The following is a 17201-nucleotide window of genomic DNA, read 5'->3' as shown; positions in this document are numbered from 1 at the left end:
GAACGCCATCCTGTGTCATTCAGCTACAACGGCTACTCCGTAGCAGACATTGAAGTTACGGGTGTTTTTGGCCGTGCAGGGGTTGGCGTTTCCCTGCTGTGTTTATGTATCGCCTTTCATGTCCCCGAAACTGCGTTGGCGGAGGTCAGGCTTCGCAATTTCCAGTTGCGGATCAACGTAGAAGGTGATGCTGGCAAGGTTCCTTCGTTTCTGGGCTTTGCTGAGCCTGAAATTCCTCTGGAGCTGGCCACCAGGAGCGGCCAAAACCCAAGGCGCCTGATATTTGAGCTGCCACTCGCGGAAGGTCAGTTGTTTGCTCTGGAAAAACTTCGTGGTGGAGACGATCTCCATCTCAAGCTGCGATTCACTGCCTTGGCAGATGGACCCAACGGAGCCTGGCCACAGCAAGACGAAATCAGTCATAGGCTCAATCTCAGCGAATGGTCAAAGGTCTTGAAAGAGCTGCAGGGACCGGAGTACATGGTCATCGGCATTCCCCTGCCCAAGTGTGCACAGGATCATGTCCTGACGGAAGCCGTTGGTCGAATTCGACGGGCTCATGCCCACTTGGTAGACGGGCGGTTCGACGCCGTGGTTTCAGAATGCCGCCTGGCCGTCGAAAGCGCCGCACTGGCGACTGGTGAAAAGTCGGCGATTGACGCCACTGCACAGAAATTGAAGTCTGCCAAACGCGACATGACGAAGCTCGAACGAGAGTTTTCTCTGATGGAAGCCGTTCGGCATTACACGCAGCTTGCCCATCACGTGGATGACCGTGGTGCCGCGGAATACTACAGCCGAGACGACGCGAACATGCTTCTTGCAACGGCTGCGGCACTCGTCTCGTCTTCCCTCGCGCGCCTTCAATCATCGGAAATTCATGGGCTGAGCGCCGCAAAAGTTTGAATGGATGAATTGGGATGCAGAATGCTTCCCTAGGGGGGACGTGGTGGCAAAGGCTTGCGCGTCCAGGCTGAAAAACACTAAAAACGCCCATGAAGCATTTAGCGAAAATCGACGTACCGCTGTACTTACGCAATAAGAACCAAGCCAAGCTCGGTAGGCGCGCCAACCGCATTTGGCGCGACAAGCGCCGCAAGGAATCCCACCACGAAATCATCGGAAAGCACTTTGGAACGCGCTCTCGAATCATTGAGATGGTTGCAGGCAATACCGTTGCCAAGGAAATTCTCAAAGGCAAGGTGACATTCCAGGCACCCGCAGTTTTTTCCTTGATTGAGAATCCCGAAGGGACTTTGCACGCGCTGATCCCGTTGGCCCGCCAGCTCCTGGTGCGTCGTTTCAGGCGTATCGCGATCAATTTGAGCGAGGCAAAGAGCTACGACCTTGGTGCTAACGCCATTCTGGATGTACTGGTGGACGAGCTGCGGGTGCAAGCCCGTCGAACCGGGCGCCGCCTGCATTGGAGTGGAAGTTATCCATCCGACCCGGGGCTACGTCGATTTGTGCGGGCCATGGGAGTCATCAAGAAGTTGGAGGTCAAACATGAGTACCCCCTTCCCGAAGAGGCCGCGGGCTTGGAAGTCTTCGATTGGCGATGCAAGCATTACATCCGCGCCGTGCGTCCCAATGAGTCGGACCTGAAATCACGCGTTACCCAAAAATTCGCTGATCACATCAACGGCTGCCTCAAGCGTGTGTCCAAGACGCTGACACCGCCAGCTCGACACCGGCTCTGCCAGTACATCGGAGAGGTCATTGACAACGCAGAAGAGCATGCAGGCATGCTTGATTGGTCGATTCAAGGGTATCTGGATACGAATTTGGCAGTTCCACTCTGTGAAATCGTAATTTTTAGCTTTGGACGAACGATTGCCCAGACTTTTGAGGCATTGCCTGCCGGCCACTACACACGCGATCAGGTTCAGAATTACATTGATTTACACCAACAAGGGGGCTTGTTTACTGCCGGGTGGCGCCCAGATGACCTATACACACTGATAGCGTTGCAGGGACATGTCAGCACCAAAAACAACAGCACTACAGACACCAGAGGCAACGGCAGTGTGGACCTGATTGAGTTTTTTCAGAAGGTGCACGCGGAATGTGCCAAAGAGTTTCCTGATTCCAAAGCCCGTATGGCCTTGGTATCTGGATCAACCCACGTCCAGTTCGATGGAACTTACAAAATGGAGCCGAATCAGAACGGTGTAAGGATCATCGCCTTCAATAAGGCTAATGATCTGCACCAAAGACCCGATAGTAGGTTTGTCCACGAGTTGAAGGGGGTTTACTTCCCTGGGACTATACTGAGCATCAAATTTCCACTTTCGACTGCCAAACTCAGCACTAGCGAGGGGGACGGCAAATGAATGAAAAAGTCAGCACTGTGATTGATCTCGCAAAGTACAACGGCCCCGTCTATACAGGCCGCCAACGTGGCGAACTGCTACGGGAGACTCTGCATCTGGATGCCATGGATGCCGAAGGCACTACCGTGAGCGTCGTGGTACCTACGGAAACCTACACTGTCAGCAGTTCCTTCTTCTTGGGGCTGTTTGGCCCTAGCGTTGTCAAAGCAGGAAGTAAGGAAGCTTTTTATAAGCGCTACGACTTCCAGGCACCAGCCTTCCTCCAGGAGGTGATGGACGGCTACGTTGCACGTGCGTTGCAGACAAGAAACCTGTTTGCATAGGCTTGGTTGGTGACATCGCCCCAGGCCGGTGCTCCTAAGCAAGCCGCTTCTTCGACGGCCCAGGCGCCATCGACTGCCGGTTCCGCTCCTCAATCCGTTGAACAAACCAAGTCCACTACGTTAGTGGTGGGGATGCCTTGCGAAGTGGCTACTGGGCCAACGTCCGCTGTCGTGCTGATGTGCAAACCAGATGAGGCTTGGTGGGAAAAGGGATTACTGACGCTCCCATCGCTTATTACGAGCATTGCGGCATTGATCTTGAGTGGGTTGGCGTACAAGTACAACCGAGCCAAAGATCAACGAGCGAGAAAACAGTCCATTAGCGACGATTTCTGGCTACGTAAAGTCGTCTCTCCGGTGGCCATAGAGCCCTTTGTGAAGTTCGTCATCTCTTTGTCCAGTACGCTTCCATCAACGACTTCGTCCGCCGAAGACACCAAGAAGTTTTGGGCGGCAGGCACCACCAATTTTGGGGAGTTCAGTGCATCCTTCTTCAACCTTGAGTTGATTTCTGCAGATCTTCACAAGGAGGTTGCGGGGCTACTGGAAGCCATGGAGGATGAGTTTTCGGACTACTGTGGTGCACTTCAACAGTACTTGAACGACAACACGCAACCGGTCCCGGACCACAAACAGACGCTATTGAACCTGGGCAAAACGAGTCGCGCCATGATGCAGGCTATCGCCAAATTCCAGGCCAATGTTGGTGATGACTGAGCCTTCATTGGATGACATGGTGGCCTGGGTAACTGCCTCACAGGGTGAACTGGAGGAAGTCTTGGCTGAGCGCCAATACTGCGGCCCGGTCCTGAAAATGTCAGAGCACCATGCACTTCAGAAAATTGGCCGAAGAAACTACACCATTCACAAATTGGATGAGCTGAACAGTATTCCGGAGCTGAATCACCCAAAAACGACCATCAGGTACAGAGACGGCCGGGGTTCCATCTTGGATGATGACTCGCTCCACGGTGGCGGGGTGGCCCATGTGCGAGACATCCTGTCCCATGCATTGAAGAAGTTTCCCGCCCGATAGCGCCGGCCCTGGCCAAGATTGTTCTTGGCAAGATCCGTTGGTGACATACAAGGCTTTATGCGCACATTTAATTTAACGCGCGCACATGAATCCAGCAAAAAATGTGATGTCTCAGTTGCGCGGTGGAGCGGGCACAATGGAAATTTGGTTGCTGCTGCGCAAAGAGGTGAATTGAGGCGCGTCCCGGGTGGCAATGACAGCTTCATAGGACGAGCTGCAGCCGGTATCAATGGCGCTGACCTTGGCAAACGCCTGGTCAAACCAGGTCAATCGTTCCTCCAAGTCCAGCCCTTCGGCCAGCCGCTTCACGAAACTGTTGATTTCCTCCAGTCCAACGGCTTTTTCAAAGTTATTGCTGCCGCTACCGACGTGAAGCAGCATGGGACTGGCGTTGGCCCGTCTGGCATAGAGCTGCACAGCGTGGGTGAATGGGGTGAACAGGTATAGGCTGGAGAAAAATGCGCCTTTGTCCGGGTCAAAGAATGTCACGATGGACTGGTTTTCCATCAACGCCTCGCCATTGAGCATCCGGTCTCGGGCATCAAAGTCGAATGCCAAATGGACAAAATCGCTCACGCACTCCAACGCGGTCTGGCCATCGCTCACATCGGCAAATGCTCCCAGGTAGCCATGGTCACCAACGATGCCCGCAATCCCAACGGCCTGGTTTGCGTTCTTGCTCAGGTAGATTTTCTGAACACCGTCGATGATGGTGTTCCCTGTCGTGGTGATGGAAATGCCCCCGGCGGACATGCTGACTGGCCCATCTGACTTCCCTCTACGGTCGGCGGCAAGCAAGGAATAGTCCTTGTGCAGGATGTTGAGTACAAAGGTCATGTGTTCAATAAACAGACAAATGCTGTTGTTGTGGGTCAAAAATAACTGCCTAAACGCGGGGCAGAAGTGCCCAGTTTCCCTCGAATTGGGGATCCCTGCGACGAACAGCTAAAAAGGGCTAACCGCTACAATTTGCACGCAAATCAGTAACGCTTAAAATTTGAGTGCCTTGTAAGTCATTGATTTATATAGGTTTAGTTTTTCAAACCGCTACAATTTGCACGTAAATCAGAAACGCCTAAAAATTAAGCACCACCACTGGCCCTGCGTTTTTGGGGTGGCTGATCCAACAAAGCATCGGCATAGCGTTCCACGCCAAACGCCATCAGCCCACGAAAATTGATGTGCCCGAAGTGGACTGGTCCCATGCGGCGCAACCAAAGATCTTCAATAGGGTACTTTTCCTTGCGCCAGCGATCGACGACTTGCTGCATCTTCATGGTGTTCCAGGCAATCACCAAATTGGTCAATAGCGCGTGTGAGCCAGAAACCGCCCGGATTTCGTCCCGCCGGCGTCCGCGCTCCGCAGCCAGCCGGCCGAAATAGATAGCCCGTTGCAACTGGTGCACGGACTCCCCACGGTTTAGCAAGGTATGTATTTCACGCCGAAACTCAGGGTTGCTGAAGTAGTCACACAAAAACAGCGTGCGCAGCAGGCGGCCCAATTGGTCAGCCGCCTTGTGGGTGGGATCGCCTTGGGCCGACGAGCCCATCTTTTCGAGCAGTTCTTTGGGGGTCACCAGACCGCTGCGAATCGAGGCAACGAGGCGTAGCAACTCATCCCACCCCTTGTGAATCGCACGCTCAGACACATTCGTGAGCGCGATACGCTCCAAGTTCTCGGGTATCTTGATTGACCGTGGCAAGTAAAGCCGACGTTCCGCGAGATCCCGCATCTGGGGACACAAATCAAAACCCAGAAACTTGCTAAAGGTCATCGCGACGAATGTGTAGCCATGGGTGTCAACCGCCAACAAAGACAACCGCATGCGTTCATCGGTCTGCATTGCGTTGTATTCCTCAACTCCGCTGACTGCCACTGACCCTTGCCGTTCGTTGTGGACGATAGGTTCGTCATGGGCAACCCCGTAGACATCCAGGACGTGGGTATAAAGACCAATGGCCCTGGTGCGACGCCGGGGGTCGGTTCTGGAGTTGTACAGGTGCCGGGAAGCGTCCAGCGCCATCATGTCCGAAGACGCCTTGGTACCCGAGCCCCAATTGGCCGTGATGGCGTGCTGGCGCTGGAACTCCACAACACGGTCGTTGGCCCGACGCAGGCGCCCATGCGCCTCCAGGGAGCGCATCGCCGCAGAAATATGAGCGACTTCGACGCCTGGAATCATCGCTGCCACACCTTTGGCATCGTTCTCCGTACCGTGCGCCAGCAGTGCCGCGTAGCAAGAGACCAGTTCCTGGGTGGACTTTGCGCGTCGGCCCAGCAGAACTTCGCTAAATCCGGTGGCGGCGTCCATTTCTACAATGATGTCGCCGATCTGAACCTCCCCGATGCTGGAAAACATCGCATTCCGGCTCGCGTCAATGGCCTGGTCCTGTGCCAACGCCTCCATCTGGGGCAAATGCACCAGGCCACTGTCGTCAATACTGACTTCACCAGCCTCCACCGCTTCGGACAGGGCTTGCAGGGCGACCTCCAGGTGGGCGTAGAGTCGGGTGAGGAATTTTTCTGGATCAGCATTCAGGCTCAACGCACTGATCAAGCGCAGTCGATCTTTCTTCCATTGCGCCGGAGGGATGAGCAAATCTTCTCGGTTGCGGTAGTCCCAGCTGTGGTCGACCCAAAGCCGGGAACTGCGAAAACCATGGCGAACTGCCAGCATGGTTGCCGCCTTCAACGCGGCGAATGCCTTGCTTCGGTCTTTGTCATTGAGCAGATCGTGCCAGCTCGGGTCGACAATGCTCACATCAAAATCCGCAGGAAGCTCCTTGATGCCTTTGGCTTCGAGTTCCTTGAGGGCCGTTACTTGTTTGAGCGGCTTTTGTGCCAAATCCCCCTTGATCTCCAAATCGGAGAAGACATTCAGCAGGGAGGTCACCTTGGTAGTGTCGTCAATCAGAGACTGGCGAACCAGCGCGGCGTGACCAATTGCGGCAGCGGACTCGTCGTTGGGTATGAGCTTCTTGAGGGCTTCGATTTTCTCGTCGGAAGTGGTTCCTTCCGCATGGATGATCAATCGCATTTCATCCCGCTGCTGCCGGTATTCGACTGCGGTACGCGCCTGCTTGCTGAGGACCCGCCCAGAGGCATGCCGTACCAAATCGTTCACACGGCGTCCGGTCAAATACATCAGGGTGTCGGTGAGATCCAGCAAGGTGACTCGCAAGAAGCATGTGACCTCCAGCATCTGGGTGTCATCGCTTAGGCGTCTGGTGTCAAAAGGCGGACGGTTCGCAACTGCCTGGGCATAAGCGCGCATACGCGCGGTGGATATGTGACTGAGCGGCCACTTGTCGACTTCAAGCGTCTTGAGATAGGTGATCTTTTCTGAGACTTCAGTCAGGGTGGTTGGGCTATGTTTACCTGGTGGTGTCTTGAGCCATTCCAGCATGGTGCCGCCCGTGCGCCCGCGGCGTGGTGAGAACACTGCGGAAACCATGTGCTTGCGTACGGGAGTAGGAATTTCCTTCTTGATTCCCGCCATGGCCAAGGCCTCTGTGGAGGCAAATGCATTGCGAGCAAGATCACGTAAAACCCGGTCTGAAGAAAGAAGAAAACGGCGATCAAATAACCATCGCTCTGCAGCCTGAACCAAGTCATCCACAGAAGCTGCCGTCTTCGTCAGCTCGGCCAGCGCTATTGCCAATTCGGCCAAATCAGCGTCATCAACATCGCTGATTCCTGCTGCTTCGCGGGCCCATTTTTGATGGTCGTAAAGGGTGGCGACTCGCTTGTAGATGGTCTTCAGTGAGCCTATAGCTGTTTCACTCAAACCAAGTGAGTGACACAACGACTTGAGCAGGGTGCGTGGGAGGTAGGTCGCACGGTCGAGGACTCGACCGGTTGCTCGGAGCACCACGAGCTGAACGGCTGCCCCAAGCCTGCGGTCCGTCCGGAAGCGGTCGCGGATTGCCGAGATGTCCCCAGAGCTCAGCTTGAAAGACTGTTCGACATCAAAGTCCGACAGGGATTTTGGAAGCTCCTTGGAGCCGACGAATCGCAAATGAAATCCGGCCAAAGCATCTCCCTGTGGGGTTGCAATTGCCGAACACTATAACTGGCGAGGGGATGCTAAATCGAGGGCAAGAAAACCAAGGGTTTACCCTTGGTAGAAAGCGCGACAATTTGCACGCAAACCTAGATTACCCCCTAAAACGGAAAATCAATTCATGAACAAGAAGTCTTTCAAGCTGTCCAATGGCGAAACTCTGGACGTCGGGATCTTCACAGGAGAGGTGCTGGACAGCAACAAGACCAGACACACGACGGTCCACCAAGGCAAAGCGGCCGTCGGCGCCAACGTTGTGGTGCCTGGCCAGGTGTACTCCGAAGTGCACACTGAGCACGAGGTGTGGTTGCGGGATGCCGACGGGAAGGAACGAGCCATTGATTTCGGGGAGTTGAGGGTACCGGTTCGAACCGGCCACCAGGTGACAGTCTTTTATGCAGGCCCGGCAACTGCGGAAACTTGGCGAATTGCCATGATCAAAAATGACACCACCGGCAGCTGGGACACTAAACCCGATCTCTGCAAGTCCCTTGGAGCAAATGATGCAACGTATCTCAAGGATTTCTTCCGAGTGATTGGAATTCCGCCGGTACTCTTCTTTGCCATCCTTGCGGTGGGTTCGCTGCCTTGGCCAAAGGCGGCCACTGACTGGCTGGTTGGGGCGGCTTTCCTGATCCCGATTGCCTACTTCCTCTACAAAATCAACAACATCATCAATCGAAAGATGAAGGTTGAACAGGAGCTCGAAGCCTTAATGAGGAGTTTGGTTCAAGCTTAATTGCCCTTTGGGGTAGTTGTCCTGTGTTCTCACGATTTGGAAGACGCTGGTCTTCGGTAATCATTAGCCGAGTTGAATGCGATAACCGATATCGCCTATTCATCCGGTTGCGCGGGCCAGCCGTTCCCGCTATCCTGTCCCTTCAAATCTGTCGTATCTCATGAGCCACGCTGCCTACGTTTCCCCCTATGAGTTGCCTCTCAACTCACGGGTTGCGCGCGCCCATGCTTCTTCAATAGTCCGCTGCTCCACCATGGTCGTGCCCGAACGAATTTGTCGCTCGACAGTCACTTCCCCCTGGAGCCCGGATTTCCCTTCACCCCGCCGAACCTGATCCCCTGACGGCGTCCCCGGGCTCCTCCCCCTCAATAGAACCAGGAGCCCAGAATGAGCAACGAACAGAATCTTTCGTCCGACACCAGCCTCGATCAAAGCGAGCGGTCGGCCGCCGAATCCCGGGCAACCGCCCTGAAGCTCCTGATCTTGTCCGATCTGCACTTGGATGTGGCGGCCATGGCCCTGGAGCAGGATGGCCAGTGCATCGATCGGGATGCTGATCTGGTTGTGCTGGCCGGCGACATCGACGAAGGAACCCGCGGCCTGCGCTGGGCACGGGAGTCCTTCCCGGACAAGCCCATCATCTACGTCGCCGGCAACCATGAGTTCTACGAGCACTCCTGGGGCGGACTTCTGGATGAGCTGCATGAGCAGGCCACGAAGTTGGACATCGCCTTCTTGGAGAACCAGGTGCTCGAATACAACGGTCTCCGCTTTCTGGGCTGCAGCCTTTGGACGGACTTCATGCTGTACGGCGAACAGCGCCAACCTAGTGCGATGCAAGCAGCGCAGTCCTGGCTGAATGACTATCGGTGGATCCATGTTCAACAACAGGACATCCCGCAGGGGATGGACTGGGTGAACCCGGGAACCCTGGTGCCGGAGCTGACGCAGGTGCGGCACCAGGAAAGCCTGGCTTGGCTGGAGCGGGAGTTGGCCAGGGGCGGTCCAGAATCCACTGTGGTGGTGACGCACCATGGGCCGCACCCGAACTCGGTGCCAGCTCAGTATCTGGGCGATCCGCTGTCGCCGGCGTTTGTGTCAGATTTGGGGCATCTGATGGGCAAGGCCAAGCTATGGGTGCACGGGCATGTGCACTCCAGCATGGACTACGTGGTGAATGGAACCAGGGTGGTGTGCAATCCGCGGGGGTATGCGCACCGGCGGGGTGGGCAGGAGAACGAGGGGTTCAGGTCGGGGTGGCTGGTCGAGGTCTAGTCACACTGGATAACTGTCATCCAAGTCACGTACCAAATTCGAGTTAATCAATGGCTCAAATGTCTTCTTTCTGTCCAACTTGAGAATTAGTCTGCGATTGAGAAAACATACATGCTGCCAGCGACTGATCAATTCTTTGCCGCGGAGTCCACTTTCTAGCGCGGCAATCAGCTCAGTTTCAAGGCCTTTAATTTCCTCGGCCAACGCCGCGAGTTCATCGCGATATTTCTCAAACTCGAGAAGCTTGGCCCCATACTCGTGATCAACCTTGTTTGAAAGAGCGGTTGTAAGCAATGAGACGGCGAGGGGGATGCCAATCAGCTCAATTAACTTCAACTCCCATTGCTGCCCCTGAATTGCTGCAGCAATTGTTGTAATTGCATTGGTGTCATTGCGTTCAACGGAACGTTCCAACGCCCTCTGAGCAACGGAGTTGGATTGGTCTAGATGCCAGGATAGCAAGACAAATATGCACAACAGCAAGAACCCCAAACCAAATGGTACCCAAGGCCTCACTTTCCATTTCCACCCGGAGTAGTCGTAGATGGTTTTCGCTGTGAAGGCGAGGCAAAGTGCCATCACCATTCCAAGAGCAGTGGACACGCTGTTCATTTCAGTACCTCCGTGAGTTTTTGAGTAGCATACCGAGCACCCATGGATTGCTTCACTTGAAGTCCTTCAGCTCTTCCCGGGTGGGTCTAGTGCGCGGCACCATTGCCAGCTCAGTGGCCAAGGCGGTGGCCAGCTTGCCTGCACTCCTGGCCTACTACAACGCCCGAAGACCTCATTCAGCCCTGGACTATCGGCCTCCGGCTTTCCCCCCCTTTGGGTGAATAACCCATTGCAACTCGACGCCTCGTCCGCCGAGCGACCAAGAGGATGATCGTTCTCGCAAAACTTCAAACAGGAGACTACAACTTGGGAGGAAGCGCTCCAAGCCCTCCATTGGGCCAATCCAAGTTGGCTTGTTTAAAAGCAGCTTCTGCAAGAATTTCTGTCAAGTGCGCCGCTTCTCGTTGGATCGCATATTGAGCCCGTAATACATTTTTTTGCTCATTGCTAGCGGATGCAAATGCTTGGGCCGTTGCCGTTGCGGTGTCATATGCAGCCTTGTAAGTGTCAAAAGCTGTTTTGGCCGTGGTTACATTTTTTTGTTTTGCCTCAGCTTCCACCTGCGCAGAAACCCCCTTCAATCTGTTATCAACGGTATCCTGAATGGCCGATTTCTGCGCAGTAATGGCATTGGCCAGTGCAGTAGTGAAGGCATTGGGCTGTGATGTTTCTACGAGAGTGAACTGAATATTCATTGGTCCTTTGGCTTCACCCAGAGAAAACCAAGGTAGCGCATACCCCGCTCCATTGTCAGTCGGTCGCAATACGTCTTGAATCTCTTCTGCGGTTGCATTAACTACAGCAAAGCCGATTGGCTCAGACGCAACTGTTCGTCCTTTTATGGTTGTGGCGGGTGATAGGAAGGCAAGTGAGACGGCAACATCACGACGTGAACAAGTCCGAAATACCGGACATGAGGGTTCAAGAAATGCTGGATATTTCCATTCAAGCACAACTGGCCGCATAGTCTTTTGGCCTTCGCTACCTGTTGCCGTCGCCGCCACAAAAAAGATTTTTGCGTAGAAGGCATCCTTGTTTGGTTCCATCTCTTTGCCGAGTGGCATGGAACTCACATATAAACACTTCTTCCCGTTCAAACTTGCATTTCCATAGGCTGAGCTCGGTACAGATGCAAGATCATTGATTGATTCGACGGGCAATATGACCTCGAAAGTTGACACTTTAGGGTTGTCAAGATAAGTCACTACAACATCGATTGCCGTACCCAAAAGGGAACGCACCACAGCAGTCGCAATGTCGCCGGGTATTGATGTGGCTGAGACTCTGGACTGAGCCGTACAACTTGCCACCGCTGCAGTAAGCCCTCCCGCATATGTCGGAGCTACCCATCCTCCAATAATGATTGTGAACAGGCTGACAAGAAGTTTTGTGCGCATGTTGCCTCCCCTTGATTTTTTGCTTATCACCGGCAATAGCCAGCTACTTTTAATTTGATCATGAAGTTATGCCCATGCATATCCCCCATTCGGGGGAGGTAAAAACTTCTCATGCAGTTTTTTGCTTAGAACGCAAACCTCGCCCATGCTGATCTATTGGTTCTTCGGCTTTCTCCCCGCAACAGGAGATTTCTCACAAAAGCTGCGATCAATTGAAATCGCGCCGGAAACTCGGCGCGCCGGGCCGCCCGAGCAATGGTGATGGTGCCAGTTTCGAGTGGTTCCCGCAGCGCCTCCAAGGCAGGGCGTGGAAACTCCGGGAGTTCATCCAGAAACAGGACACCGTGGTGCGCCAACGAGATTTCACCGGGTCGTGGAGGTGAGCCCCCGCCCACCAGGGCCACGGCGCTGGCGGAGTGGTGCGGGCTGCAGGTGGGTCGCTGCCCCCAGCGTTGCATGTCAAACCGTCCACACAAGCTACCAATGGCGGCACTCTCCAAGGCCTCATCGGTATCCAGATCCGGCAAAAGATTAGCAAACCGCTGCGCCAACATGGATTTTCCGGAGCCTGGTGGGCCAACCAAAAGGAGGCTATGGCCTCCAGCAGCAGCAATCTCCAAGGCACGTTTGGCGGCTACCTGCCCTTTGACATCAGCGAGGTCCGGGCCGATGTTGGCGCGCTGAGGAGCAGCTGCTTCTACCCGTACCCAGCCTTCGGGGTCCTGCTCCAAGGGAGTGCCATCGGCATCCTTGGCTTGGCCGCCCGGCGCAAAGTGGTGCACCACATCCAGCAAATGCCTCGCACGGATGACCCTGGAGTCGGGTACCAGCGCGGCCTCTTCGGCATTGCCGGGCGGCAACACCAATTGCGGGCGGGCGGTGGTCTTGCGCAAAGCCAGTGCCATGGCCAAGGCGCCCCGCACAGCGCGCAATTCACCGGACAGTGACAACTCCCCCGCAAATTCAAAACCTGCCAGTGCACCGGCATCGATCTGCCCGCTCGCCGCCAGAATGCCCAGCGCAATCGGCAAATCCAGTCGCCCGGAATCTTTGGGCAGGTCGGCTGGAGCAAGGTTCACGGTGATCCGCTTGTTGTTCGGGAACTCCAGACCACTGTTCTGGATGGCACAGCGCACCCGCTCGCGGGCCTCTTTGACTTCCACATCCGCCAGACCGACCAGGGTGAAGCTCGGCAAACCGTTCGCCAGATGCACCTCGACCGTCACTTGCACCGCTTCCAGCCCCAATAAGGCGCGACTTTGCACCAAAGACAAGCTCATAACCCTGATTTCCCAAAAAGGTGCGCAATAACTCGGTGCATTGCGCGACTCTGCACTAAAGCAGTGCATGCTGTGGTTTTATACAGGTATCTTAGCGTAAGCCCGCCTAATAGGTGGGGATTTTTGCTAATGCAAGCATTCAGGCAACTTGGCACGGCTTCTGCTTTATCGACCCTAGCTCCTGAAACCTGGCAAGACTTGCGACCAGGCCCGGACTCTGTAATCAACTATCAAGCTGAGGTGAACACATGAAACTCGTGACGGCCATCATTAAACCGTTCAAGCTCGATGAGGTGCGCGAAGCCTTGTCCGGCATGGGCGTGCAAGGCATTACCGTGACCGAAGTCAAAGGCTTCGGCCGTCAAAAGGGACACACAGAGCTGTACCGCGGTGCAGAGTACGTGGTGGACTTTCTTCCCAAGGTCAAGATTGAAGCAGCGATTGACGACGCTCTGGTGGAGCGCGTGATCGAGGCTGTTGAGGGTGCAGCCCGTACCGGCAAGATCGGTGACGGCAAGATTTTTGTCTACGACTTGGAACAAGTGGTGCGTATCCGTACCGGTGAAACCGGCAAAGAAGCGCTGTAAAAAGAAAGAGAGCATGAACATGAAAAAACTTCTCGCCACGCTGGCGCTCGGCATGAGCCTGCTGACAGCAGGAACATTCGCCCTGGCCCAAACCGCCGCTCCCGCAGCTGATGCGCCCGCGGCCACTGCCTCCGCTCCTGAAGCCGCTGCACCTGCAGCAGCCCCCGCAGCTGCTCCTGCCGCTGCTGAAGCGGCACCTGCTGCTGCACCTGCCCCCGTTCCCAACAAGGGCGACACCGCCTGGATGACTATCTCCACTGCGCTGGTTCTGTTCATGACAGTTCCCGGCTTGGCTTTGTTCTACGGCGGTCTGGTCCGCAGCAAGAACATGCTGTCCGTGCTGATGCAAGTGTTCGTAGTGACCGCACTTATCTATGTGCTGTGGGCTGTCTACGGATACACCTTGGCTTTCGGCGGTGACGGTGCCTTCTTCGGTACTTTCGACAAGCTGTTCCTCAAGGGCATCACCGTGGACTCGGTGGCCGCTACCTTCAGCAAAGGTGTGGTGATTCCGGAGCTGACATTCGTCGCTTTCCAAGCCACATTCGCCGCCATCACTTGCGCACTGATCGTGGGTGCATTCGCCGAGCGCATCAAGTTCTCTGCCGTGCTGGCTTTCTGCGTGCTGTGGTTCACTTTCAGCTACCTGCCCATGGCTCACATGGTCTGGTACTGGGCCGGCCCTGATGCGATCACTGACGCTGCCTCCCTGGAAAAAGTGGTGGCGGCTGCGGGCTACCTGTGGGCCAAGGGCGCACTGGACTTCGCTGGCGGCACTGTGGTGCACATCAACGCAGCGGTTGCCGGCTTGGTCGGTGCCTACGTGGTGGGCAAGCGTATCGGTTACGGCAAGGAACCCATGGCTCCTCACAGCCTGACATTGACCATGGTGGGCGCTGCCATGCTGTGGTTCGGCTGGTTCGGTTTCAACGCCGGCTCCAACCTCGAAGCCAACGGCCTGACTGCTCTGGCCTTCATCAACACCTTGTTGGCAACTGCTGCTGCCACCTTGGCCTGGATTACCGGTGAAGCTTTGTCCCGCGGCAAGGCCTCCATGTTGGGCGCTGCCTCCGGTGCAGTGGCTGGCCTGGTTGCTATCACTCCTGCTTGCGGTTTCGTGGGCCCCATGGGTTCCATCGCGATCGGCCTGATCGGCGGCTTTGCCTGCCTGTGGGGTGTGAACGGTCTGAAGCGCCTGCTGGGTGCTGATGACTCTCTGGACGTGTTCGGTGTGCACGGTGTTGGCGGTATCGTCGGCGCTTTGTTGACCGGTGTGTTCGCTGCACCTTCTTTGGGCGGTACGGGTGTGTACGACTACGTTGCTAACGCAGTCGGCGCTGAATATTCCATCGGCAGCCAAGTGTGGATCCAGTTGCAAGGCGTGTTGGTCACCATCGTGTGGTCTGCAGTCGTGGCATTCATCGCATTCAAGTTGGTGGACTTGGTGATCGGTCTGCGCGTCTCTGAAGAAGAAGAGCGCGAAGGTCTGGACATCTCCAGTCACGGTGAAACTGCTTACAACCGCTAAGCACTGAACGCAGCGCACTGCGCTGCAGTTTCGAACCAGTTTCTTCTTGAGACTTGAGCCCGGTAACCGCGAGGTTGCCGGGCTTTTTTGTGTCCGGGCGGTGCACAATGCCACGCTGTTGCATTCACCCTTCAAAACGGAATCCCTCTATGAGTACGCCCCTGACCCTGCGCCACGGACCTTTGCGCTGCGACATCTGCCCCGAACTCGGCGGCTCCATTGCCGGCATGTGGATGTATGAGGTTCCGGTGATGCGGTCTACCCCGGGCACAGAGCTCACGAGCGTGCGCCAGTCAGCAAGCTTTCCGCTCGTGCCATTTTCCAACCGCATCGGCTATGGGCAGCTGCAATGGTCCGGCACCAGCCACCCGTTGGTGAAAAACTTTGACCCCGAACCCCATACCATCCATGGCATCGGCTGGGAGCGGCCCTGGACGGTGTTGGAGAGCACGGAGAGCTTTGCTTTGCTGGCTATGGAACATAAGGCAGACGCCGCCTGGCCGTTTGACTTTGACTGCTCGCAAGTATTCAAACTCGAAGACGGCGCCCTGGAAATGAGCCTGAGCGTGACCAACCAGAGCCGGACCCCCGCGCCGGTGGGGCTGGGCTGGCACCCCTACTTCGTTAAGCGTGCCGACGCGACAGTGCGGTTCGCCGCCAGTGGCCGCTGGGAAATGGCGGCCGACAAACTACCTACCCATCGTGAGCCTCATGCCGGGCTGATTCAGCCGACTGCCGCATTGACGGTGGACCATTGTTTTGACGGCTGGGATGGTGTGCTCACGCTCAAGGACAGCCAACTGCAGGTCACCGTGCGATCTGCGCTCAGCCGCCTGGTGGTGTTCACCACGCCAGAGCGCGACAACATCGCCGTGGAGCCGGTAAGCCATGTGAACAACGCGCTGAACCTGATGGGTGCCACCGGCGCCAGCGCAGAGAGCCTGGGCGTCGTCACCTTGCAGCCGGGTGAAAGCTTCAGTTGCAGCATGCGGGTAGAAGTGCGTTCTACTGAAGAGGTGCAGGCATGAGCTGGCAGGCCCTGAGCGACGACGTGTTTGAACTGGGTGAATCCCCGTTCTGGCATCCAACGGAGCAGCAACTGTATTGGGTGGATATTCCCGGCAAGGCAATTTTGCGTGCCAATATTTACATGGGCTTTGTGCAGCGTTGGGACATGCCCAGCGAGCCCGGTTGCATTGCACCGGCTGCCAAGGGTGGTTTGGTCATCGCCCTGCGCGATGGGGTGTTCCGCGCGCAGGAGTGGGGCGGCGAGCTTGAGCGCATTGCCACCTTGCCCTATGACACGGCAGTGATTCGTGCCAACGATGGCAAGTGCGATGCACTGGGCCGTTTCTGGGTAGGCACCATCGACGAACCCAAGGCGGGCCGTGCTGCAGAGCTTTTTTCGGTGGACTGCCGCACCGGCAGCGCCACGGTGCAGCGCCATGCCGGTGATGCGTTGACCGCCAACGGCCTGGCATGGAGCCCCGACAACCGCACCGTGTTTTGGTCGGATACGCCCAACCACCTCACCCACGCCTGGGACTATGACCTCGCGTCCAACCTCCTGAGCGCACACCGGGTTTGGCGTACTTATGACCCCAAACCCGCTGGATGGACGTTCGAAAACACGGCCTATGCCGGCCGCCCCGACGGTGCCGCCGTGGATGTGGAGGGCAATTACTACGCCGCAATGTTCGAGGGGCGGCGCATTTGCAAATTCGCGGCTGATGGCAGCTTGCTAGATAGCTGGGAGACACCTGCGCAGTGCCCGACCATGCCTTGCTTCGGGGGCGAAGATCTAAAAACGCTGTACATCACCACTGCGCGCCATGGCCGCAGTGCGGCCGAGCTGGCGCAGTTTCCCCTGTCGGGAGCGGTGTACTTCATGCGGGTCGATGTGGCCGGCCTGCCGGTACATTTTTTCGCGGATTGAGCGGCTGGCAAGTCGTGCTCTGCCAACGCGGGGCGCAAATTTCCGGCGCTTTTGCATTCAAAAAATTCACACAAGGGGCAGGAGCGGCCGC

General features: G+C 56.1%; 15 protein-coding genes and 2 pseudogenes. 12 read left to right on the top strand and 5 right to left on the bottom strand.

Going from position 1 to position 17201, the window contains the following annotated elements; translation table 11 throughout:
- Positions 1 to 12: 12 nt before the first annotated feature.
- From ACOAP0_RS08905 to ACOAP0_RS08885, 5 genes are all read left to right on the top strand, one after another.
- The gene (locus ACOAP0_RS08905) at positions 13 to 906 is read left to right on the top strand and encodes a hypothetical protein (protein WP_498377758.1); all 894 of its coding nucleotides are present in this window, start codon (positions 13 to 15) and stop codon (positions 904 to 906) included.
- 89 nt (positions 907 to 995) lie between these two features.
- A complete protein-coding gene (locus ACOAP0_RS08900) occupies positions 996 to 2333 on the top strand; it encodes a hypothetical protein (protein WP_498377759.1) in 1338 nt (445 codons plus the stop codon).
- On the top strand, positions 2330 to 2656 hold the full coding sequence (locus ACOAP0_RS08895; RefSeq protein WP_498377760.1) for a hypothetical protein: 327 nt from the start codon (positions 2330 to 2332) through the stop codon (positions 2654 to 2656). Before ACOAP0_RS08900 ends, ACOAP0_RS08895 begins: the two co-directional genes overlap by 4 nt.
- Positions 2657 to 2665: 9 nt before the next feature.
- Positions 2666 to 3373, top strand: a complete 708-nt coding sequence (locus tag ACOAP0_RS08890; RefSeq protein ID WP_498377761.1) for a hypothetical protein — start codon at positions 2666 to 2668, stop codon at positions 3371 to 3373.
- Positions 3366 to 3692 (top strand): KfrB domain-containing protein, encoded by a 327-nt coding sequence (locus tag ACOAP0_RS08885; protein WP_498377763.1) that lies wholly within the window; start codon positions 3366 to 3368, stop codon positions 3690 to 3692. The genes ACOAP0_RS08890 and ACOAP0_RS08885 overlap by 8 nt, the downstream gene beginning before the upstream one ends.
- A gap of 111 nt (positions 3693 to 3803) precedes the next feature.
- Here the strand turns inward: ACOAP0_RS08885 and ACOAP0_RS08880 are convergent, their stop codons facing one another.
- Both ACOAP0_RS08880 and ACOAP0_RS08875 read right to left on the bottom strand, forming a co-directional pair.
- Entirely contained in the window at positions 3804 to 4529 is a 726-nt protein-coding gene (locus ACOAP0_RS08880; protein WP_498377764.1) for a hypothetical protein, read from the bottom strand.
- A 245-nt stretch (positions 4530 to 4774) separates the two neighbouring features.
- Positions 4775 to 7726 (bottom strand): Tn3 family transposase, encoded by a 2952-nt coding sequence (locus tag ACOAP0_RS08875; protein WP_498377765.1) that lies wholly within the window; start codon positions 7724 to 7726, stop codon positions 4775 to 4777.
- Positions 7727 to 7877: 151 nt separating this feature from the next.
- Here ACOAP0_RS08875 and ACOAP0_RS08870 point away from each other — a divergent pair, with 151 nt between their 5' ends.
- Together ACOAP0_RS08870 and ACOAP0_RS08865 are read left to right on the top strand one after the other, a co-directional pair.
- Entirely contained in the window at positions 7878 to 8495 is a 618-nt protein-coding gene (locus ACOAP0_RS08870; RefSeq protein WP_498374837.1) for a hypothetical protein, read from the top strand.
- Positions 8496 to 8978: 483 nt separating this feature from the next.
- Positions 8979 to 9770, top strand: a complete 792-nt coding sequence (locus ACOAP0_RS08865; RefSeq protein ID WP_498374836.1) for a metallophosphoesterase — start codon at positions 8979 to 8981, stop codon at positions 9768 to 9770.
- Here the strand turns inward: ACOAP0_RS08865 and ACOAP0_RS08860 are convergent, their stop codons facing one another.
- Entirely contained in the window at positions 9771 to 10382 is a 612-nt protein-coding gene (locus tag ACOAP0_RS08860) for a hypothetical protein (RefSeq protein ID WP_498374834.1), read from the bottom strand. It abuts the gene before it with no gap.
- Positions 10383 to 10513: 131 nt separating this feature from the next.
- Between ACOAP0_RS08860 and ACOAP0_RS08855 the strand changes: the two are divergent.
- Positions 10514 to 10653: pseudogene (locus ACOAP0_RS08855) on the top strand (hypothetical protein); the annotation flags it as partial.
- Positions 10654 to 10681: 28 nt separating this feature from the next.
- On the opposite strand, the gene ACOAP0_RS08850 reads toward ACOAP0_RS08855, so the two are convergent.
- The gene (locus tag ACOAP0_RS08850) at positions 10682 to 11779 is read right to left on the bottom strand and encodes a hypothetical protein (RefSeq protein ID WP_498374833.1); all 1098 of its coding nucleotides are present in this window, start codon (positions 11777 to 11779) and stop codon (positions 10682 to 10684) included.
- A 200-nt stretch (positions 11780 to 11979) separates the two neighbouring features.
- A pseudogene (locus tag ACOAP0_RS08845) lies at positions 11980 to 13059 on the bottom strand (YifB family Mg chelatase-like AAA ATPase); the annotation flags it as partial.
- A 248-nt stretch (positions 13060 to 13307) separates the two neighbouring features.
- Here ACOAP0_RS08845 and glnK point away from each other — a divergent pair.
- The 4 genes from glnK (at position 13308) to ACOAP0_RS08825 (ending at position 17110) form a co-directional block, all read left to right on the top strand.
- Positions 13308 to 13646, top strand: a complete 339-nt coding sequence (gene glnK / locus ACOAP0_RS08840; RefSeq protein WP_087495551.1) for a P-II family nitrogen regulator — start codon at positions 13308 to 13310, stop codon at positions 13644 to 13646.
- Between the two features lie 13 nt (positions 13647 to 13659).
- Positions 13660 to 15174: an ammonium transporter gene (locus tag ACOAP0_RS08835; protein WP_087495550.1), complete on the top strand. Its 1515-nt coding sequence runs from the start codon at positions 13660 to 13662 to the stop codon at positions 15172 to 15174.
- Between the two features lie 149 nt (positions 15175 to 15323).
- Positions 15324 to 16202, top strand: coding sequence for an aldose 1-epimerase (locus ACOAP0_RS08830; RefSeq protein ID WP_498374832.1), 879 nt, complete (start codon positions 15324 to 15326; stop codon positions 16200 to 16202).
- Positions 16199 to 17110, top strand: a complete 912-nt coding sequence (locus tag ACOAP0_RS08825; protein ID WP_498374831.1) for an SMP-30/gluconolactonase/LRE family protein — start codon at positions 16199 to 16201, stop codon at positions 17108 to 17110. The genes ACOAP0_RS08830 and ACOAP0_RS08825 overlap by 4 nt, the downstream gene beginning before the upstream one ends.
- The last annotated feature ends 91 nt before the right edge of the window (positions 17111 to 17201 follow it).

It is taken from the genome of Curvibacter sp. Hmag1.1, assembly GCF_059769165.1.
The sequence above is the reverse complement of the archived record's forward strand: the minus strand, read 5'-3'. Positions and strand labels throughout refer to the sequence as shown.